Annotated in this window: 19 protein-coding genes; 15 read left to right on the plus strand and 4 right to left on the minus strand. The window is 40.7% G+C overall.

Going from position 1 to position 20,884, the window contains the following annotated elements; all coding sequences use genetic code 11:
- Nucleotides 1-373 precede the first annotated feature (373 nt).
- Both H5123_RS13925 and yaaA read left to right on the plus strand, forming a co-directional pair.
- Entirely contained in the window at nucleotides 374-1,810 is a 1,437-nt protein-coding gene (locus H5123_RS13925; RefSeq protein WP_124017221.1) for a sodium:alanine symporter family protein, read from the plus strand.
- A gap of 116 nt (nucleotides 1,811-1,926) precedes the next feature.
- On the plus strand, nucleotides 1,927-2,703 hold the full coding sequence (gene yaaA, locus H5123_RS13930) for a peroxide stress protein YaaA (RefSeq protein ID WP_182698340.1): 777 nt from the start codon (nucleotides 1,927-1,929) through the stop codon (nucleotides 2,701-2,703).
- A 101-nt stretch (nucleotides 2,704-2,804) separates the two neighbouring features.
- Here yaaA and H5123_RS13935 read toward each other — a convergent pair whose 3' ends face one another.
- Nucleotides 2,805-4,250, minus strand: coding sequence for a M28 family metallopeptidase (locus tag H5123_RS13935; protein WP_182698341.1), 1,446 nt, complete (start codon nucleotides 4,248-4,250; stop codon nucleotides 2,805-2,807).
- A gap of 133 nt (nucleotides 4,251-4,383) precedes the next feature.
- Here H5123_RS13935 and H5123_RS13940 point away from each other — a divergent pair, with 133 nt between their 5' ends.
- Nucleotides 4,384-4,680 carry a metalloregulator ArsR/SmtB family transcription factor gene (locus H5123_RS13940; RefSeq protein ID WP_124017143.1) on the plus strand — a complete coding sequence of 99 codons (297 nt, stop codon included), beginning with the start codon at nucleotides 4,384-4,386 and terminating at the stop codon, nucleotides 4,678-4,680.
- Between the two features lie 508 nt (nucleotides 4,681-5,188).
- On the opposite strand, the gene rpsT is transcribed toward H5123_RS13940, so the two are convergent.
- Nucleotides 5,189-5,455 carry a 30S ribosomal protein S20 gene (gene rpsT, locus H5123_RS13945; protein WP_124017144.1) on the minus strand — a complete coding sequence of 89 codons (267 nt, stop codon included), beginning with the start codon at nucleotides 5,453-5,455 and terminating at the stop codon, nucleotides 5,189-5,191.
- Nucleotides 5,456-5,713: 258 nt separating this feature from the next.
- Here rpsT and murJ point away from each other — a divergent pair, with 258 nt between their 5' ends.
- The 12 genes from murJ to H5123_RS14005 all read left to right on the plus strand — a co-directional run bounded on the left by murJ (nucleotide 5,714) and on the right by H5123_RS14005 (nucleotide 19,666).
- Nucleotides 5,714-7,273, plus strand: a complete 1,560-nt coding sequence (murJ, locus tag H5123_RS13950) for a murein biosynthesis integral membrane protein MurJ (protein WP_124017145.1) — start codon at nucleotides 5,714-5,716, stop codon at nucleotides 7,271-7,273.
- A 136-nt stretch (nucleotides 7,274-7,409) separates the two neighbouring features.
- A complete protein-coding gene (gene ribF, locus H5123_RS13955) occupies nucleotides 7,410-8,345 on the plus strand; it encodes a bifunctional riboflavin kinase/FAD synthetase (RefSeq protein ID WP_182698342.1) in 936 nt (311 codons plus the stop codon).
- A 33-nt stretch (nucleotides 8,346-8,378) separates the two neighbouring features.
- Complete coding sequence (gene ileS, locus H5123_RS13960) at nucleotides 8,379-11,201, plus strand: isoleucine--tRNA ligase (RefSeq protein WP_182698343.1); 2,823 nt, start codon at nucleotides 8,379-8,381, stop codon at nucleotides 11,199-11,201.
- A 21-nt stretch (nucleotides 11,202-11,222) separates the two neighbouring features.
- Nucleotides 11,223-11,726 (plus strand): signal peptidase II, encoded by a 504-nt coding sequence (lspA, locus tag H5123_RS13965; RefSeq protein ID WP_182698379.1) that lies wholly within the window; start codon nucleotides 11,223-11,225, stop codon nucleotides 11,724-11,726.
- A gap of 2 nt (nucleotides 11,727-11,728) precedes the next feature.
- A complete protein-coding gene (gene fkpB / locus H5123_RS13970; RefSeq protein WP_124017148.1) occupies nucleotides 11,729-12,172 on the plus strand; it encodes an FKBP-type peptidyl-prolyl cis-trans isomerase in 444 nt (147 codons plus the stop codon).
- A gap of 41 nt (nucleotides 12,173-12,213) precedes the next feature.
- Nucleotides 12,214-13,143 (plus strand): 4-hydroxy-3-methylbut-2-enyl diphosphate reductase, encoded by a 930-nt coding sequence (ispH, locus tag H5123_RS13975; RefSeq protein WP_182698380.1) that lies wholly within the window; start codon nucleotides 12,214-12,216, stop codon nucleotides 13,141-13,143.
- Nucleotides 13,144-13,426: 283 nt separating this feature from the next.
- Nucleotides 13,427-13,984: a type IV pilus modification protein PilV gene (gene pilV / locus H5123_RS13980; RefSeq protein ID WP_182698344.1), complete on the plus strand. Its 558-nt coding sequence runs from the start codon at nucleotides 13,427-13,429 to the stop codon at nucleotides 13,982-13,984.
- A complete protein-coding gene (locus H5123_RS13985; protein WP_182698345.1) occupies nucleotides 13,981-14,925 on the plus strand; it encodes a PilW family protein in 945 nt (314 codons plus the stop codon). The genes pilV and H5123_RS13985 overlap by 4 nt, the downstream gene beginning before the upstream one ends.
- A 62-nt stretch (nucleotides 14,926-14,987) precedes the next feature.
- Nucleotides 14,988-15,422 (plus strand): PilX N-terminal domain-containing pilus assembly protein, encoded by a 435-nt coding sequence (locus H5123_RS13990; protein WP_182698346.1) that lies wholly within the window; start codon nucleotides 14,988-14,990, stop codon nucleotides 15,420-15,422.
- Nucleotides 15,423-15,424: 2 nt separating this feature from the next.
- Nucleotides 15,425-18,943: a pilus assembly protein gene (locus H5123_RS13995; protein ID WP_182698347.1), complete on the plus strand. Its 3,519-nt coding sequence runs from the start codon at nucleotides 15,425-15,427 to the stop codon at nucleotides 18,941-18,943.
- 1 nt (nucleotide 18,944) lies between these two features.
- Nucleotides 18,945-19,349: a type IV pilin protein gene (locus H5123_RS14000; protein WP_273057702.1), complete on the plus strand. Its 405-nt coding sequence runs from the start codon at nucleotides 18,945-18,947 to the stop codon at nucleotides 19,347-19,349.
- Nucleotides 19,349-19,666 (plus strand): TapY2 family type IVa secretion system protein, encoded by a 318-nt coding sequence (locus H5123_RS14005; RefSeq protein ID WP_182698348.1) that lies wholly within the window; start codon nucleotides 19,349-19,351, stop codon nucleotides 19,664-19,666. Before H5123_RS14000 ends, H5123_RS14005 begins: the two co-directional genes overlap by 1 nt.
- 42 nt (nucleotides 19,667-19,708) lie before the next feature.
- On the opposite strand, the gene H5123_RS14010 is transcribed toward H5123_RS14005, so the two are convergent.
- Nucleotides 19,709-20,233 carry a GspH/FimT family pseudopilin gene (locus H5123_RS14010; RefSeq protein ID WP_182698349.1) on the minus strand — a complete coding sequence of 175 codons (525 nt, stop codon included), beginning with the start codon at nucleotides 20,231-20,233 and terminating at the stop codon, nucleotides 19,709-19,711.
- 128 nt (nucleotides 20,234-20,361) lie between these two features.
- A complete protein-coding gene (locus tag H5123_RS14015; RefSeq protein WP_182698350.1) occupies nucleotides 20,362-20,883 on the minus strand; it encodes a GspH/FimT family pseudopilin in 522 nt (173 codons plus the stop codon).
- Nucleotide 20,884 lies beyond the last annotated feature (1 nt).

The raw sequence follows: 20,884 nt of genomic DNA on the forward strand, positions 1-20,884 counted from the left end.
CTTGAAATTTAATAACGATTCAAATGTTTTTTAAACATAGAGCATTAATAGTAGAAATGATAAAGTGTGACTGAGATCACTTGTTAATTTTTGTTTTGTTGATGTTATTGCAACGTTTCATTTACTTAATCGATGTGTATGCTAGGTAACGTAGCTTTAGCATTCGTAGTCCTGAGTGATCAATACCTATTAATCCACGACCATAACCTTTTATAATGGCGACTTTATATAGGTACTTTTATTAGTATTACCGTTTTACACATAGCAGCTTGCACATGACGTGCTTGGTCTGTGCCTTATGTGTTTTATATTCAGTGCAATGGCCTGATACAGAAAAATAACCTTATAACGGGGAAGATTAGACAATATGGCAATGTTAGAGACGATTGTTAATTTCATGAATAGCCTGCTTTGGGGCAAATTATTGGTTTATGGGTTGGTGGGAGCAGGGTTATTTTTTACTATTCGTCTTGGTTTTATTCAAATTACCCATTTTGTGCACGGTATTAAAGTACTCGCGATTAGCCGCCGTCCAGGTAAGCATGGCTTATCATCATTTCAAGTTTTTTGTACCAGTATGGCTGCACGTGTCGGAGCTGGTAATATGGCTGGTGTCGCGGTTGCAATTGGAACAGCAGGGCCTGGTGCCGTGTTTTGGATGTGGGCTATAGCAGTATTGGGTATGGCTACTGCGATGATAGAGTCGACTCTTGCTCAGGTTTATAAAGTCAAAGATGGTGATGGTCAATACCGTGGCGGTCCAGCTTATTATATGGAGAAAGGCCTTGGTCAGCGTTGGATGGGCGTGGTTTTTTCTATCTTCCTAATTTTAGCATTTGGTCTTGTATTTAATGCTGTTCAAGCCAATACCATTACTGGTGCAATGACTCAAGTTTTTGGTTTTGAACCACTATATATCGGTATTGGTATTGTTATCTGCAGTGCGTTTGTCATTGTAGGTGGCCTTAAAAAAGTTGCTAAAGCATCTGAGCTCATTGTACCTGTAATGGCGATTGCTTATATTGCTATAGCATTTGTTGTTGTTGGGATGAATATTGAGAAGTTACCTGACATTTTCATGTTAGTTATTAATAGTGCATTTGGTTGGCAAGAAGCCGCTGCTGGTGGTGTTGCTTATAGTGTTGCTCAAGCAATGCAAGCCGGTATTGCTCGAGGATTATTTTCAAACGAAGCCGGTATGGGAAGTGCAGCAAACGTGGCTGCCAGCGCATCTCCAAATCCTAATCACCCAGCATCGCAAGGTTTTGTGCAAATGATGGGTGTATTTGTCGATACTATTGTTATTTGTACTGCAACGGCTGCAATTATTTTATTGTCTGGTGATGCAGCATCTAGTTCAGATGGCATTGCGAAAACGATTAGTGCACTTACCAGCCATGTGGGTGATTGGGGGGGAGCATTTATTGCCTTTGCCATTTTACTTTTCTGCTTTACGTCTATTATTGCGAACTATTCTTACGCAGAAACTAATGTCATGTTCCTGTCTGGTAATAGTAAAAAAGCTTTGCCTATATTTCGCGTAGTTGTTTTAGGTATGGTGATGTTCGGTTCACTGGCTAAAATCAGTCTAGTATGGGATTTAGCCGATGTATCAATGGGATTAATGGCTATTGTTAATATTGTGGCCTTATTGTTGTTGTCTGGCCTAGCGATTCGAGTTATTAACGACTATCGGGAACAGATTGATGCGGGTATCGATCCAGTATTTGATACCAGCAAATTTCCAGAGTTAGCCGATCAATTAGAAGAAAAAATTTGGCCTAATTCTTCAGAGCCTATAAAGAAATAAACTCGGGTATAGAGTGTTTACTCGAATAGCTCAATCGAAAAAACCATGCTAATGCGGCATGGTTTTTTTATATCAGTTCAGTATGATGACGTTATGATTTTATCCGGAGCTTACTTATGTTGGTTTTAGTTTCACCTGCGAAAACATTAGATTTCGAACATTCACCTATTTCTAATACCCATACTCAGCCGCGCTTTCTAAAACAAAGCCAAGCGTTGATTGATGTTTGCCGTGAATTAACTCCCATGGATATTGCCAGCTTGATGAAGGTGAGTGATAAAATAGCAGGGCTGAATGCCGCTCGGTTTGCTGATTGGCAGCCACCGTTTACCTTAGATAATGCTAAGCAGGCAATTTTTGCCTTTAGAGGTGATGTGTATACAGGCTTTGATGCAGATAATTTATCTGAGTCACAAATGGCTTCTAGTCAAAAACATTTACGTATTTTATCTGGTTTGTATGGCTTACTTAAACCACTAGATTTAATCCAACCGTATCGCTTAGAAATGGGCACTAAGCTGGCAAACCCTGAAGGTAATAACTTGTATGCTTTCTGGGGAGAGACGATTACAGAAGCTGTTAATCAAGCATTGAAAGAGCAGGGCGATGATATCATTGTTAACTTAGCCTCTAATGAGTACTTTAAGTCTGTCAAAGTAAAACAACTTCAAGGTCAGCTAATTACCCCTGTGTTTAAAGACTGCAAAAAGGGCCAATTTAAAGTGATTAGTTTTTATGCCAAAAAAGCTCGTGGTTTGATGGCGCGCTATATTATTGATACTAATCCCACTTCTGTTAAGCAATTAACTGAGTTTGATCTTGAAGGCTATTACTACAGTGAAGCGCAGTCGACTCCCACAGAGCCTGTATTTTTACGCGCCGAACAAAAGTAAAACTTTAAGTCCATAGCCTTAGCCAATAAAAAAGCCCTTAAACAAGGGCTTTTTAGTCATCAAATTCTGAGCTCAATTGAACTTAATAGCGCTACAACTCGCTAGTGTTGGTCTTTTTGCTCGGTAACAGGTCTTAAATCAATTTCCGATTGTGCCATCATGTAGGCAAATTGGACATAAGCTGCTGCACTTTGTGCCAGTTTCTTAGGATCAATTTTATCTAATGTATCATTCGGCGTGTGGTGATAATCAAAGTAGTCTGTGCCATCTTGGTTCAATGAAGCAACCGGTACACCTAATGCTGGTAGCATCGACACATCCGGTCCGCCTGAAGCGTTATTATTGCCAAGCTCAACCCCATTAAGTGCTATGGCAGAGTGTTGTTGTTTCACTTGCTCGAATGTGGCGGGGTTAACATTAAAATCAATTTTATAAATAGGTCCTGCACCAAAATCAGATTCCGCCGCAATATAATGCTTGCCTAACTCATCAGCATGTTGCGCTGCATAGGCTTTACCACCAACTAAACCCACTTCTTCAGCTGCGTATAATACCACTCGAATAGTACGTGCAGGTTTTTGCGGTAAGTCTTGAATGAGTTTAGCTGCGGTGGTAACAATCGCGACACCCGCACCATCATCAATTGCACCTGTGCCTTCATCCCACGAATCAAGATGAGCACCGATAAGAACGATTTCATCTGGTTTACTGCTTCCAGTGACTTCGGCTATAACATTATAAGATGTCGCAATACCTAAATTTTCTGAGGTCATATTCAGTGATAGGGTGATGTTAGGATTACGCTTTAACATGGCATTAATCAAATCTGCATCAGGGTTAGACATTGCTGCGGCAGGAATTTTAGGCGTTCCTTCTTCGTAGCGCATCATTCCTGTGTGTGCCATTCTGTCATGATCTGTGCCAATGGAACGGATAACAATTGCTAAGGCTCCTTTCTGGGCCGCAACAATGGCTCCTAGAGAGCGGCCACCAACAGCCTCGCCATAACCTTTACCTGTAATGTGGCGTTCAGTTTTACGGTCAATAAACACTATTTTGCCTTCAATGCGCCCCGGCGATGCATTGGATAACTCTTCTAAACTGTCAAAGCGTACAATCTGTGCTTGAATTCCGTTAACTGGGGTTGCAACACTGCCACCTAAGGCTGTCACAACTAAAGGTTGCTCATAAGGCGCTACGATACTCGCGTGTGCGCTGCCTCTAGACCAAGCAGGAACTTGAACCGATTCTTTATATACTTTATCAAATCCGAGCGACCACAGTTTTTCCATCGCCCAATCAACGGCCATGATGTCTTTGTCTGTACCCGCTAATCGTGGACCTACTTCTACGGTAAGCGATTCAACAATGTCATAACTTAAACGTGATGATAAAGCTTGCTTAGCCAATTGTTGACTGATTTTGGCATCATCTGAATTATTGATAACTAAACTGGCATCACTCATTTTAGTGGGTACGGGGGTTTGACACCCGAGTAGAGTGGTAAATATGGCTCCGACGAGTGTTGCTCTTTGATAGTTTTTCATGAGTTTCCTTTGATTATTTTAGCTAAGTCTCATTTTTTACAACAATCTACCAAAAAGTGTGCTTTATGTCCCGACTCTATTTGTAAGGGAACGCTATATTAGTGCGGGGTTAGATGAAGGAGAAGAGCGCGTGATGGATATAGATAAAATGCAACAGCAAGCAGATCATGCGGTCGTATTGCTAAAAGCATTAGCAAATGAACGTAGACTGTTTATTTTGTGTCATCTTCTTAATGAAGGTGAAATGTGTGTTGGTGAAATGAATAAGAAGTTGGGGCTAAGTCAATCTGCTTTATCTCAACATTTGGCATGGCTTCGTAAAGACAAATTAGTCTGTACTAGGAAAGAGGCGCAAACCGTTTTTTATTCGTTAAAAAGTGACGAGGTAAAAGAGTTAATTCAAGTATTAAATAATATGTATTGTTATTAAACTGACTCCGCAAACGTCTTAACGGGCACATCTTATTTATTGATGCCTTAGTTAAGACGTTTAGTTTTTGCTACTAATATTATGCTTTACTCTTTAACATCAATCGAATACTGCCTTTTCTTACAAGCCTTATATTCTATAGCATGATGATTACTACCATTGATTATCGTTATCAATGAGAGCAAATCAATTATCTCGAACTCCAATAAATTCAATATCTTTGCAGTATTTAGCGTTGCTATTTACCATCTGTTATCCGTTCAATGAGCCTGTATATCATTCTTTTGAGAGCGCTTAGGTCTAGATCTGTTAGAAATGAGTAAATCAATTTACCGCTAAACAATGAGTGGTTATTTTTAGATAAGTGTTAAAGAGGCTGCGGATACTCATGGTGAGCGATTGTATTAATTGAGGAGTGTTAAATTATCATAAGGAAAAACAAGCGGGTAAAATGTAGATATAAAAAAACCGGCCTAAGCCGGTTTTTGGAAACTTAAACTACAAAAAACTAAGCTGCAATAGCTTTGATCTTTGCGTTTAAGCGTGCCTTCTGACGAGCGGCTTTATTCTTGTGAATAAGACCTTTAGTCGCCATACGGTCAACAATTGGTTGTGCAGTAGCGAATGCTTCTGTAGCCGCTTTATGGTCACCACTTTTGATAGCAGCGATGACTTTTTTAACGTATGTACGTAACATAGAGCGACGGCTAGCGTTATGCTGGCGACGCTTTTCAGACTGAAGCGCGCGCTTCTTTGCAGACTTGCTATTAGCCAAGGTGCAACTCCTAAAAACTGGATTTGATACTTTTAAGGCCGAGGAATATGCCTGCTTTTTGTCGCCTTGTCAACGACTACAGCTGAATAATCATCATAAAGATAAATTAATCCAACCTAGCATGCCAAACTTCAACCCAACTCGTGTAATATGTGGCGCAATTCTACCAGCTCTTTGGTCTGTGTGACAGGGTTAGAATAGAATATTTGTTATAAATCCCATTAATTTCTTAGAAGTAACCACGTTTCAGGGGGCTGTTTGAGCAAAAAATTATTTAAATCAGGTCTAATAGTTAGTGTTATGACATTGATTTCTCGAGTATTAGGCTTGGTCCGTGATGTGGTTATTGCGAATCTTATGGGAGCCGGTAGTAGTGCTGATGTGTTCTTTTTTGCTAATAAAATCCCTAATTTTTTAAGACGTTTATTTGCTGAAGGTGCTTTTGCACAGGCGTTCGTGCCGGTACTGACTGAGTATCAGGAAAAAATGACTCCAGAAGATACTCGTGAGTTGTTAAGTAAGGTTGCAGGTACCTTAGGGGTACTGGTTACGATTGTAACCTTAGTTGGCGTAGTGTGTTCACCAGTGCTTGCAGCACTTTTTGGCGGTGGCTGGTTTGTCGATTGGCTAAATGATGGCCCCAATGCTGAAAAATTTGAACTTGCTTCAGTGATGTTAAAAATTACCTTTCCGTATTTATGGTTTATTACCTTCACAGCATTAGCCGGCTCAATTCTCAATACTCGCGGACGCTTTGCTGTGTCAGCGTTTACGCCGGTTTTCTTAAATGTGGCCATCATTACCGTGGCTTTGTGGTATGCACATACGCTAGAAAATCCTGAGATTGGTTTAGCTTGGGGAGTATTTTTTGGCGGCCTTATTCAGTTTTTGTTCCAAATCCCATTTTTGATCCGCGAGAAAGCGCTCGTTAAACCTTCATGGGGATGGAATCATCCCGGCGTAGTGAAAATCAGAACTTTGATGATCCCTGCATTATTCGGGGTGTCGGTATCACAAATTAATTTATTGTTTGACACTTTTATTGCCAGTTTTTTGATGACAGGGTCGATAAGTTGGCTCTACTACGCCGATCGACTATTGGAGTTTCCTTTAGGCTTATTTGGGATTGCGATCGCGACTGTTATTCTCCCTGCACTGTCACAAAAACATGTGAATGCCGAAGGCAGTGGCTTTAATCACACTATGGATTGGGGGGTTAAAGCCATTTTGCTACTGGGGACTCCGGCTATGTTAGGGTTAATTGTTCTGGCTAAACCCATGTTAATGGTGCTGTTTATGCGAGGTGCATTTAGCGTTAATGACGTTGAAATGGCATCGTATAGCTTGGTTGCATACGGCTGTGGTTTATTAAGTTTTATGATGATTAAAGTGTTAGCGCCGGGATACTATTCGCGCCAAGATACTAAAACACCGGTTAAATATGGCATCATTGCCATGGTAAGTAATATGGCCTTTAACCTTATTTTTGCGATTCCATTTGGTTATGTGGGGTTAGCTATTGCGACATCAATGTCTGCGTTATTGAATGCTGGCTTGTTATACAGAGGTTTGCATAAGGCGGGCGTTTATCAAATGAGCCGACAAACCTTGTTTTTCTCATTTAAAGTGATCATTTCTACAGCATTGATGACTATTGCACTTGTGTATTTTATGCCACAACAAAGCATATGGCTTGAATGGCACACTTTTGAGCGGATGTTTATGTTAATTGAGCTTATTGTTGGCGGCGCAGTAATTTATCTGTTGAGTTTGCTTGTGTTGGGTGTTCGACCTTGGAAAATTAAACGTCAGAGATAAATTATCCTATTCGAATGGCAGGGCGAGTATCGGCAGAATATCCTAAATCGGCTGTAATAATCTCAGGCTGAAACTCGCATCTGACATTGGTTTGGGTATATAATCTGCCGATTTGCAATAGGCAGTATTGAGCGTAATGGAATTAATCCGCGGAATACACAATATTTTAGCTTCTCATTATGGTTGTGTTTTGACCATTGGGAATTTTGATGGTGTCCATCGTGGCCATGCGCAAGTGATCAGTAGCTTGGTGAGTAAAGCGCATCACTTTCAATTACCCGCAACGTTAATGACGTTTGAGCCTCAACCGCAAGAACGCTTCCGAGGTGCTGATGCGCCGGCTCGACTTAGCCTCCTTCGCGATAAAATGAGGTTACTAGACGAGCTGAAGATTGATCGACTACTTTGTATCAATTTTACTGAAGCTTTTGCTAATCAACCTGCTGAAGCCTTTATTGAAGAGTTATTAGTCAATAAGCTTGGCGTTAAATATTTAGTTGTTGGTGATGATTTTTGCTTTGGTAAAGGTCGCTTAGGTAATTTCGAAATGCTTGTTGCAGCGGGTAAGAAGTTTGGCTTTACCGTTGTCAGTACCCAAAGTTTTGTTGTTGGCTCGTCGCGAGTAAGCTCTACTGCGGTAAGAGAGCAACTGGCATTAGGGAACTTGGAGCAAGCAAGGCGTTTACTTGGCCATCCTTTCATTTTAAGTGGTAAGGTTGCTCACGGACAAAAATTAGGCCGTACGATCGGTTTTCCAACCGCTAACATCGCGTTAAAGCGACATGTGGTACCGATTCGAGGCGTCTTTGCCGTTCGTTTGTACTGGGATGGCAGTGATATATATGATGGAGTGGCTAATGTGGGGTTTAGACCCACTGTCAATGGTCAAACCTGCAGATTAGAAGTCCACTTGTTTGATTTCACCGGTGATTTATACGGTAAACGAGTGGAAGTAGAACTAGTGGCAAAGATCCGTGATGAACAACCTTTTGAGTCATTGGACGCGCTAAAAAAACAGATTTTAAATGATGCAAATGAAGCTCGCGCTTTATTTAGCAACGATGCTAGCTGAAATGAATCAGCTTTAAATAATGGTATGGGATCAATGAGCGACTATAAATTTACTTTGAATTTGCCGGAAACAGAGTTTCCGATGCGCGGTAATTTGGCAAATCGCGAGCCAGAAATGTTAAATAGCTGGACGCAAGATGGACTGTATCAACAGATCCGTGAAAGCCGTATCGGCCGTAAACCTTTCATTCTGCACGATGGCCCTCCATACGCCAATGGCAGCATTCATATTGGTCACTCTGTAAACAAAATTCTTAAAGACATCATTATTAAGTCAAAAACCATGTCTGGTTTTGACGCACCTTATATTCCTGGGTGGGATTGTCATGGACTACCTATTGAGCTAAAAGTTGAGCAAAAAGTCGGTAAGCCTGGCGTCAAAATTTCTGCGGCAGAGTTTCGTGAAGAATGTCGTAAATATGCCGCTATTCAAGTTGAAGGTCAGCGTGATGACTTCATTCGTTTAGGTGTATTAGGTGATTGGCAAAACCCATATCTCACAATGGATTTTTCAACTGAAGCAAATATCGTTCGTTCATTGGCAAAAGTAATTGATAGCGGTCATTTGCACAAAGGTGTCAAACCTGTGCATTGGTGTACCGATTGTGGTTCAGCGCTAGCTGAAGCAGAAGTTGAATACGAAGATAAAACATCGCCAGCCATCGACGTGGCTTTTGTGGCAGTTGATAGCCAAGCAGTTGCAGCTAAATTTGGCGTTGAAAATTATGCTAAACCAGTGGCAATGGCTATTTGGACTACAACTCCTTGGACGATTCCTGCTAACCGTGCGTTAGCATTAAGCCCTGAGCTAGATTATAGCTTGGTGGAATTTGTTAAAGATGGCAAAACCACCACATTGATTTTAGCCCAAGTTTTAGTCGAGTCTTGCCTTGAGCGTTACGCTGCAGAGTCACACATCATTTTAGGTGAAGTAAAGGGCGCAGAGCTTGAGTTAATGCGTTTTAACCACCCATTTTATGCGTTCGATGTGCCAGCTATTTTAGGCGATCACGTTACGACTGACGCGGGTACCGGTATTGTCCATACCGCACCAGGGCATGGTCAGGACGATTTTATTGTTGGTCAAAAATACGGTTTAGAAGTGGCAAACCCCGTTGGCGATAATGGGGTTTATAAAGCTGATACTGAATTTTTTGCCGGTCAGCATGTTTTTAAAGCCAACGCCAATGTGGTTGCGCTGTTAGAAGAAAAAGGCGCGTTATTGCTGCATGTTGCCTATCGTCATAGTTATCCACATTGCTGGCGCCACAAAACACCGATTATTTTCCGTGCTACGCCACAGTGGTTTATCTCTATGGATAACCATGGTTTACGCTCGCAAGCATTAAAAGAAATTGAGCAAACCAAGTGGATCCCTGATTGGGGTCAAAGCCGTATCGAAAAAATGGTTGAAAATCGTCCCGACTGGTGTATCTCTCGTCAGCGTACTTGGGGCGTACCTATCACCTTATTTGTTCACCGTGAAACCGATGAATTACATCCAGACAGCGTTTCACTAATGGAACGTGTCGCGCATCGCATTGAACAACAGGGTATTCAAGCTTGGTGGGATTTAGATGCCAGTGAGTTACTCGGTGATGAAGCAGATCAGTATCGTAAAGTAACTGACACATTAGATGTATGGTTCGACTCAGGTTCATCATTCTCATCTGTTGTTGCTGCGCGCCCAGAGTTTCATGGTCATGGCGTTGATTTGTATTTAGAAGGGAGCGATCAGCATCGCGGTTGGTTTATGTCATCATTGATGATTTCAACGGCGATGAATGGTACAGCACCTTATAAGCAAGTGCTGACTCATGGTTTTACCGTTGATGGTAAAGGCCGTAAGATGTCAAAATCTGTTGGTAACGTGATAGCGCCACTACAAGTGATCAATAAGCTTGGGGCTGACATTTTACGCTTATGGGTTGCCGCAACGGATTACAGTGGCGAAATGACCGTATCTGATGAAATTTTAAATCGTAGTGCTGACGCATATCGTCGTATTCGTAATACTGCTCGTTTCTTGTTAGCGAATCTAAATGGTTTTAACCCAGAAACAGACATGATTGCCTCAGAAGACATGGTCGCATTAGATCGTTGGGTTGTTCGCCGTGCAGCGGTACTGCAACAAGAAATTATCGAAGCGTATGATCAATACAACTTCCACCAAGTGACCCAAAAATTGATGCAGTTCTGCTCTGTTGAGCTAGGCAGTTTTTATCTTGATATTATTAAAGATCGCCAGTACACCGCGAAGCAAGAAGGTCATGCTCGTCGTAGTTGTCAATCTGCGCTTTATCATATTGCCGAAGCTATGGTTCGTTGGATGACGCCAATCTTAAGCTTTACCGCCGACGAAGTTTGGCAGCAGCTACCAGGTAAGCGTGAAAAGTATGTGTTTACTCAAGAATGGTATCAAGGCCTAGAAGCGGTAATGCTTGACAGTGATTTAAGTGATGATTATTGGGAAAAACTATTAACTGTCCGTAACGAAGTCAACAAAGTGCTTGAACAAGCGCGTCGTGACAAGCGTATTGGTGGTTCATTAGAAGCTGAAGTCACATTGTTTGCTGATGCTGATTTAGCGGCTGAACTCGCCAAGGTGGGTGATGAGTTGCGTTTTATCCTTATTACTTCAAAAGCGGCCGTGGCGGATATGTCACAAGCCGGTGATGACGCCATCGAAACAGAATTAAGCTCACTTAAGCTAGTGGTAGCCAAAAGTTCGGCAGAGAAGTGCGAGCGTTGCTGGCACTATCGTGAAGAAGTTGGCACCATTGAATCTCACCCAACATTGTGTCAACGCTGTGTGACCAATATTGAAGGTGAAGGCGAACAACGCAATTTTGCTTAAGGAAGTAACACAATGAGTACTGTGCCATTAACATGGAAAGACAGTGGCTTGCGTTGGTATTGGGTAGCTGCATTGGTGTTTTTAGCCGATCAGCTATCTAAACAATGGGTTTTGGCCAATTTTGAATTGTATGAGTCTATCAAACTGCTGCCATTTTTTAATTTCACTTATGTGCGAAACTATGGCGCAGCGTTCAGTTTTTTAAGTGATGCTGGTGGCTGGCAACGTTGGTTCTTTACTATTATAGCCCTCGGCTTTAGTACTTTACTCACCATATGGCTACGTAAACAGTCACACACGATGTGGCGGAGTAATTTAGCCTTTACCTTAGTTATTGGTGGCGCATTGGGTAATTTAGTTGATCGTTTAATGCATGGCTTTGTCGTTGATTTTATCGATTTCTACTGGCAAACCAGCCATTATCCAGCGTTTAACATTGCCGATTCAGGTATATTTGTGGGTGCAGTACTGATCATTTGGGAATCATTTAGACCAGATGCAAAGTCACCAAAGGAGCAAGATTAACTGTGACAGATTTAACTAAACAAGATGGTCGCTCATTGGTGTGCCATATGAATATTGTATTAGAAGACGGATCGACCGCCGACAGTACTAAAGCATCGGGCAAACCGGCGCGTTTTAATATTGGTGACGGTAGCTTAAGTCCGGCTTTTGAAGATGAACTTAAAGACTTGAGTGAAGGTGATAAGCACAAGTTTACCTTAGCGGCAAAAGATGCTTTTGGTGAGTCAAATCCAGATGCAATCCATTATATGGACAGAAGCCGTTTTCCAGCTGATATGAAGCTTGAAGACGGTGTCATCGTCAGTTTTGCAGGCCCAGGTGGTAGTGAAATACCGGGTATTGTTCGTGATACGGCTGGTGACTCAATTACTGTCGATTTAAACCATCCACTTGCTGGACGCACGCTTACGTTTGAGCTTGAAGTGGTCAGTGTTATAACTGATTAAAAAGGTATCACATGTTAAAAGTTGATCCGACGTCTCCTGAACTGAGTATTTTGTTGGCTAATCCTCGCGGTTTTTGTGCTGGGGTTGATCGTGCAATCAGTATTGTTGAGCGTGCTTTAGAATTATTTGAACCACCGATTTATGTTCGCCATGAAGTGGTACATAATCGCTATGTGGTTGAAAATCTAAAACAGCGTGGTGCGCTTTTTATCGATGAACTTGATCAGGTTCCAGATAACAGCATTGTTATTTTTAGTGCCCATGGTGTATCTCAGGCTGTAAGAAAAGAAGCCAAAGATCGCGGTTTAAAAGTATTTGATGCCACCTGTCCTTTAGTGACAAAGGTGCATTTGCAAGTCACTCGCGCAAGTCGTAAAGGTATCGAGTGCATTTTGATTGGCCATCAAGGGCACCCAGAAGTTGAAGGCACAATGGGACAATACGATAACCCTAACGGTGGTGTTTATCTTATTGAATCACCTGAAGATGTTAATAATCTTCAGGTTAATAATCCTGATAAGTTATGTTTTGTTACTCAAACCACACTGTCTGTTGATGACACTTTAGATATCATTAGTGCATTACAGCAACGTTTTCCTTCAATTGAAGGACCACGTAAGGATGACATATGCTACGCAACTCAAAATCGTCAAGATGCAGTACGTAGTATGTCTGCAGAAGTGGACTTACTGATTGTTGTTGGTTCTAAAAACAGTTCTAATTCAAATCGTTTGCGTGAACTGGCTGAAAAAACCGGTACTCAATCTTATTTAGTTGATACCGCTGCTGATGTAGAAGCTGCATGGTTTAACGGCGTAAAGAAAGTCGCTGTCACAGCCGGTGCTTCAGCGCCTGAAGTGTTAGTTCAACAAGTTGTTAACGCGATAGCGACATTAGCGCCGAGTGTGATAACTGAAGTGGAAGGCCGTAAAGAAGATACCGTTTTCGCCGTACCTGCAGAATTACGTTAATTGTTACGTTCACAATCACGTTAGCTATATGTTTTATTTCAATATGTTAAATATATTAACCCGCAACTTAATTTAGGTTGCGGGTTTTTTGTACTTAAAAAATGAACCGAGTATAATAGCAATAAAATCTTTCGAGCTATTAATCATGCTTAATATACAAAATTGATACTATCTGATTACATTTAACTCAGCTATCATCTATATATTAAGTAAAATTAGCTTGGCGCAACAAAATTTAAGGTCGTATTCTCTAATATTGATCTTTGCAGGAGGTTTGACGCTTATGTCACCTAAAAGGAATGGATTTTCCTTGATTGAAGTTATGGTCTCACTGGTTATTCTGGTGATAGGCCTTATTGGCATTTTTAATCTTCATATTATTTCTAAACAAGGCAGTTTTGAGTCTTTTCAGCAAACTCAAGCTTCGTATTATGCCAATGATATTATTAATCGAATGCGTATCAATAGTAGTCAATTAGCCACTTACAATGGTACCTATACTGGTAGTACGATTGCATCGGCAAAATCTTGTGATGTTGCTGTGGGTGCAAACGTTATTTGCACCAATATTGAAACTAGAAATTGGGACTTGTTTCAATGGGAGCGTGCATTTTTAGGCACAAGTGAAAAGTCGTCAGACAATACAAATGTCGGCGGTTTGGATTCACCTACAGCTTGCATCGCTGTTGATGGCGCGAATAATGTTATCGTTGCCATAACGTGGAAAGGCGTCCGAGCTTCATCTGATGGTGCTGAGGGGCAAACGAGTTTTGTTAAAGGATGTGGTTCTAGTAGTGATCGACGACGTACATTCGTCGTTAATACGGCGATTATAAGATGATAATTTTATTTGATAAGCAACGAGGTTTGTCGCTCGTTGAATTAATGGTCGCAATGTTGATTAGTCTATTTTTAACGGCTGGTCTTTTTACCATGTTTAGTATGTCTTCCAGTAATGTCACAACCACTAGTCAATTTAACCAACTGCAAGAAAATGGGCGTATCGCATTAGCTATATTGGAGCGAGACCTTAGCCAATTAGGTTTTATGGGCGACTTAACTGGAACTCCAGGTAATATTACTGTTAGTTCAACAGTCGTAACAAATGACTGTGTTGGCGCAGGTTTAAACAATGCTAGTTTTCCCAATGCTCAGCCTATAGGTTTTCGTTACCTATGGGGTTATGAACAGGGCGTGAGCCCTCAATCTTTAGCTTGTATCTCTCCTAATAGTAAAACCGATGTGATTCAAATTAAGCGTTTAATTGGCCCGCCAGCAACCTTTCTAACAGCTACTCGTTATTACGTAGCCTCTACTTTAAAAGCTATCGTTTTTTTTGATGGCAATGCTGCCGCGCCAGGGCTTGCAAATAGTCGGAATTGGGAATATCAACATCATGTCTATTTTATTCGTGATGATGGTGACATTCCGGTACTAAGACGACGTACATTGTCGATAAATAATGGTATGAATAATGAGGAGCAGCTAGTTGAAGGCATCGAAAATATGCGAGTACTGTATGGTGTCGATAACAATGCTGACGGAACTGCAGATAGCTATATGCCCGCAGAAAATGTGACCACATTAATGTGGGATAATGACAATGAAATCGTCTCTTTAAAAGTTTTTTTATTAGTTCGTTCAAGTGATAAAGATCGCAGTTATACCAATGACACAACGTATCAACTCGGTGATAAAAAAATTGGCCCATTAAAAGATAATTATCGTCGTAAAATTGTTTCAACAACGATTGTATTAGAAAACCGTATACTTAATAACTAGTAAAAATATGGATTCGGGCCAATATTATGGTCCAAATAGTGAAAAACCTTTAAGGTAACAATATGATAAAATCTTATCAAAAACAGCAAGGTATTGTGCTATTTTTCTCTTTAATTATATTGGTGTTGATGACAATTATTGGTGTCGCTTTAGCGGTTAATTCTACGCAGTCATTAAGAATGGCTGGTGCCGGAGCTGAACGTATAGATGCTATGGCATCAGCACAAGGTGCTCAAGACAAAGCTATTTTAGCCAATTCAGACGTTATGGCTACAATGACTGCGGTGTTAACCACTGTCGATAATGATTTAGGGGTGTCAAGTACATTAACTCCTTTGGCTGATGGTGATACAGATTGTCAACCAAGCATTACGCCTACTGTAGGTATCTTTTGTCGTCGAGTCGAAATATCAAGTGCCGCAACATTTGGCCGCAGTAATATGGGGCAAGTTATTGTGGTTGTCGGTGTAGAAAAAGAAGTTATGGGGGGGAGCTAGTCATGATTTTTAAACAATTACAGTCGGCATTACTATTTGCTATTTTGGTTTACTCATCAATCAGTTTTGCTGATGATACTGAGTTATATGTATTTGAAGCTTCAGCTAGATCAGGCGCGAGACCACAAGTGCTGATTATTTTCGATACATCAGGAAGTATGGGGAATAACTTTTATACTGAAGACTCTTATCCTCGAGGTAATGAGGATGTGAATAATAGTGGTACCAAACTGACCAATAATACCAATCTATTCTATACAAGAAGCAGTACAAACATACCAACTTCGGCAAGTAAACAAACATTTAAAAACTCGGTAAATATGTGCGCTACCTCTCAAGAGTATTTGATTAACTATGGGATGTTTACCGGCTTTCTACGCGAGCATCGATATACTGGTGAAAGTGGTGCTTGGGAAGAATTACCATTAACGGATGGTAGTGCTGTTTCTATCATAGACTGTTATGAGGATATAGCGGAACAAAGTTACAAAAATCCTGGGGTTCAAAATGGTTTTCCTGTTGATGGTTTAGGCACCAGTGCTGCACCGGTTATGTATACCCCAATTAATAACTCATCAACTCAGTCTGAAATCGATGACGCGATTGCTAAATCTAAATTGACCAATTTTGGTATTGGTCAGCCCATCACGATTTATACCGAAAAATATATAAATTGGTACAATTCGACGAAGAGTAAGCATAACTATTCTCGCATGTCGGTGGCACAACGAGTAATTGAAGATACTATTGTTACGACTCCTGGCGTTGATTTTGGGTTAAGTGTATTTAACTATAATAGTAATAATCGTAATGGTGGACGGATTGTTTATGGTATTTCAACCACCACTAATGCAACCAAAGAGCGGTTATTAACTACCATCTCGTCATTATCACCTGGCGGTAATACTCCGTTGTGTGAAAATCTGTATGAAGCCTATCGATATTTTGCTGGTGGAGGTGTTTATTATGGTAATGATGATCCAACTCGAATTCCGTTGAGAGATACCACGATAGAAGTGAATGGTAAATATACTTCACCTTTTGTGGGTAAACAATGTCAAAATGATGCTTATATTATCTATGTTACCGACGGTGAGCCGACATCTGATACCGATGCTGACAGTGAGGTGTTAAAACTATCTGGTTTGAAAACATCTGATAGGTACGCTAGTAACTATCTTCCCGCTTTAGCTGGTTGGATGCATAAAAATGATGTCAATCCAAATATAACGGGTGATCAGTTAATTACTACTTATACCATTGGTTTTAGTGATGGGGCTGATAGTGCCGCACCTATACTTAAAGAAACAGCTAAAAGAGGTGGCGGTGACTATTATTCTGCAAAAAGTGCTCAAGCGCTTCAAGGTGCATTACAAAAGATTTTCTCAAACATATTAGAAGTTAATTCAAGTTTTACCTCTCCCTCTATTGCCAGTAATAACTTTGACCGTACTCAGAGTTTAGACTCTGTTTACTATGCGATGTTTTTACCGAACAAGGGCCCCCGTTGGTTAGGCAACCTTAAAAAATTCAAAGTTACCAAGTCTGGAGATATTGTCGATAAAAATGGTAATCCAGCACTTGATGCCACAGGGAGCTTAAAAAATTCAGCATGCTCATATTGGACATTACAATCTATTTGTGATGCGACAAGCTCCGGCGGTGATGGTAATAATGTTGATATTGGTGGAGCGTCATCAGTGCTGCAAGTTACCGCGAATCGTAAGCTTTTGGGAAATTTTGGCAGTGGTGGAGCATTGACAGATTTCACAAAGAATACTGCCATAAACATTCCAAATATTGGTAACGAAGACAAATTAGCTTTATTTATGGGGGTAGATAAAACTGAGTTATCTGGTTTGTTTGATTGGGCTAAAGGTGTCGATGTCGATGATGAAGATTCCGATGGTTCAAAAATCGATAAGCGTGTTGATATTATGGGCGATCCTCTACATTCTAAGCCACTTGCTATCAATTATGGTACTGCAGGCTCACCTGATTTACGGATTATAGTTGGAACTAACGCTGGCTTTGTACACATGTTTAAGGATGCTGGTGATACCGTAACTGAGTCTTGGGGATTTATGCCCTATGAATTATTGCCCAATTTACGTGAGCTTAGGGCAAATGTGCCAACCGGGGTTCATTCTGTATATGGAATGGATACGCCACCTGTGACATATGTAAAACGGTCTGCTTCGGGCGCAATACAAAAAGCTTATTTATTTATCGGGATGAGACGTGGTGGTCAGTCATATTATGCACTTGATATTACTAATCCCGACTCACCTTCTTTTAAGTGGAAAATAGACTCAAGTTCTGCAGGTATGGCTGAGCTTGGTCAAACTTGGGCTGAGCCTATTGTTACTTTTATTCCAGGTGTGCCAAGTGGTAATACTTCAGCGAGCACAGCATCACCAGTGCTTATTTTCGGTGCAGGTTATTCTCCATCTACCAAAGATAGCTCTGCTGTTGGTTCTGATGATACAAAAGGTCGTGGAGTATTCGTTGTCAATGCTGACACTGGCGCATTAGTGCATCAATTCGGTCCAGCAAGCGGGACTGGAATGACAAAAATGGCCGGTATTGTTGATAGTATCCCAAATAGTGTCGCAGTTCTTGATAGTAATAATGACAGATTGACTGATCGTATATACGCAACAGATACTGGAGCCAATATTTGGCGAATGGACTTACCGACAGCAAACCCAAGTGATTCAACTAATCCGTGGACAGCGTTTAAATTTGCCAGTTTAGGTGGTGATACTCAGGCAACTGATCGTCGTTTCTTTGCGGAACCGACGGTTGTGCAAACCTATTTTAATAATATATCAGAAGTAACATCAACCGTATCAGGGGTAACCACAAAAACAAATGCTTATCAAAATATTCCATATGATGCTGTGGTTGTAGGCTCTGGTCACAGACCACATCCATTAGACAAAGCTCGAAATGATAAGTTTTTTGTGTTGCAAGATCGTAATATTCTTACAAAGTCATTTACGGGGGCAACGGGTAAAGAAATCCCCGCTGCATTAACCATTAATGATCTTTATGATGTAACAACCACTCCGCCAAGCACCGAAGCACAAAATATTGCTTTTGGTACTAAAAGAGGTTGGTATTATAGCTTTCCAGGCACCGGGGAAAAAAGCTTATCCGCAGGCACTATTATCCAAGGGCGGGTGTTTTTCACTTCTTATGAACCAGGTACAGCACAATCAACTAATCAATGTTTAGTTACTGGTCAGGGGCGTATCTATGGATTTGATTTACATAAAGGGACTCGTTCATACTCTCAGACAAGTTATGAAACTGGCTATACTATTCCAGATACTCCGCAGGTAATTATTCCGCCCCATAGTTCTAGTGAGGATGGATATATGTATCTGGTAGGTGCAGGCAGTGAGTTATTTGTTAAGCTTAAACCAGGTCCAGATGATGGATGTGCTGATGGTGACAACAAGTGTGTTCGTGGCGGTTTAAAAGTCAATAAAATTTATTACCATGTAGATGAATAGAATGAGTAAAAATGTAATGAAATACCAGCAAGGATTCACATTAATTGAGGTGATGATTACCGTTGTGATTGTAGGTATTTTAGCTTCAATTGCATACCCTAATTACACTCAATTTGTTGCTAAGGGGGCGCGTGCCGACGGTTTAGCTGGCGTTATGCATGTTGCTAATTTGCAAGAACAATATTATTTAGATCATCGAAGCTTTGCAACTGATATGACTAAACTTGGGCTGAAAGCAGATCCTTGGATTGTTGAAAATACCTATTATAAGGTTGATACAACTTTGAGTGGGGATGATTACACCGTGACAGCAACAGCTGTTGGTGTACAAGCAACACGTGATTCCGCTTGTGCAACGATATCGTTAACCTCAACAGGTACCAAGTCACCTACGGAGTGTTGGTAATGAAAATAATTACAGGTTTAGTTGTTTTGTTAATATCGACTAGTTTTTACTCTACTGCTGAACAGAGTACTTATTCGTCACTGTCGACTTTTAAATGCCATGTTGAAACGGCTAATGGACCAAATGTTGCTGTATTTAGTTGGGATCCTAATTTGCTTATAGAAGAACAAAGCCGACTACTAGCAAATTCTGTTGCAACGGTAACTAATGAACGTTTAATGGTTAAGCGTGTTATTGAATGCATTACAGAAGATAAAAAGTTTAAAGATAAGTTTGTTCGGCACCTTGATGAGCAAAGAACTGACTTAGACGATTGATTTTTTAGTTTTAAGGGGGCTTACGATTATAAGCCCTTTTTACTAGCTACAGGTTACGGTACCACTAATTTTAGAAATCCTACCTGAAGAGTTCATACTTATGGCCTCAGAAGAATTGTTGTCTGCAGTGCTAGGGCAATAACGCAAAGTGCCGCTGTTGCCATTCGCCACCATACCATCAGGGTTAAAACTGTATCGTGATAAATCTGATTTAATAATATCGTTACTGTTAAATGCATCTACCTTGCGTAATACTACATCAGCAATACCATTGGTTGTATCCATAGTGCCAATAGTGCCATTATCAATGAATATGCTAAAACCCTTGGTCCAGTCACTGCCACATGATGTCGATGCCATTGGGCAGACTGAGACTCTACTGCCATAACTAACTGCTTGGCTACGCGCAAATACAAATGATGATTCAATTGTACTGATAGCGCTTCTTGCTCGAATACCTTCATAAAGGCTGGTCAGCGAAGGCACTCCAATTGCTAACAGTATTGCAGCAACTGCAACAGTGACCATCAATTCTACTAGGGTAAATCCAGATTGTATTTTTTTCATGCAAGAGTCCTCTGCCATATAAGCAAGAGTATAACCAAGCACAACCTGAATAACAGTGTTTTATTGACTATTTGCGGACATCTGTCGCAATCAATTTCTTACGTGTAAATTTGTCATTTTACGATTCGCTAAAGTTTGCATGTTATATTTTTCTTCTTTGATATCCTTACCCTCCCAGCTTGATTAACAATAACAGCTTTTGCATATTCACTATCAACCTTTCCAGGGCAATAAGTTAATGTGCCATTAGTGCCAGAGGCAAGTCCATCAGGTTGAAAGCGGATCGCCGGGCGGTTATATCTAATATAATCATTTTCATTAAACGGTGATGTCTGTTGGAGTAGTTGGTCATTCGCATCAAGTTGGTTTTTTTCACCTTGGTCAATAAAAACACTTAGCCCAAGACTCCAATCCTCAGAACACACGTTTTCAACTAAAGGGCAAACCGTTACCCTTGAGCCATAACTTATGGCCATATTTCGGCCTAATTGAATGGTTTGTTGAATAACTTGAATAGTACTTCTGGCTCTGATTTGTTCAATCACGTCATTTAATGGGGGGATAGCTATCAATGACATAATTGAAGCGACTAGCGTGGTGATAATAACTTCAATCAAACTGAAGCCATTTTCTTGAATAGAAAATCTCATC

The sequence above is a fragment of the Shewanella sp. SR43-4 genome (assembly GCF_014163845.1).
Taxonomy (GTDB): Bacteria; Pseudomonadota; Gammaproteobacteria; order Enterobacterales; family Shewanellaceae; genus Shewanella; species Shewanella vesiculosa.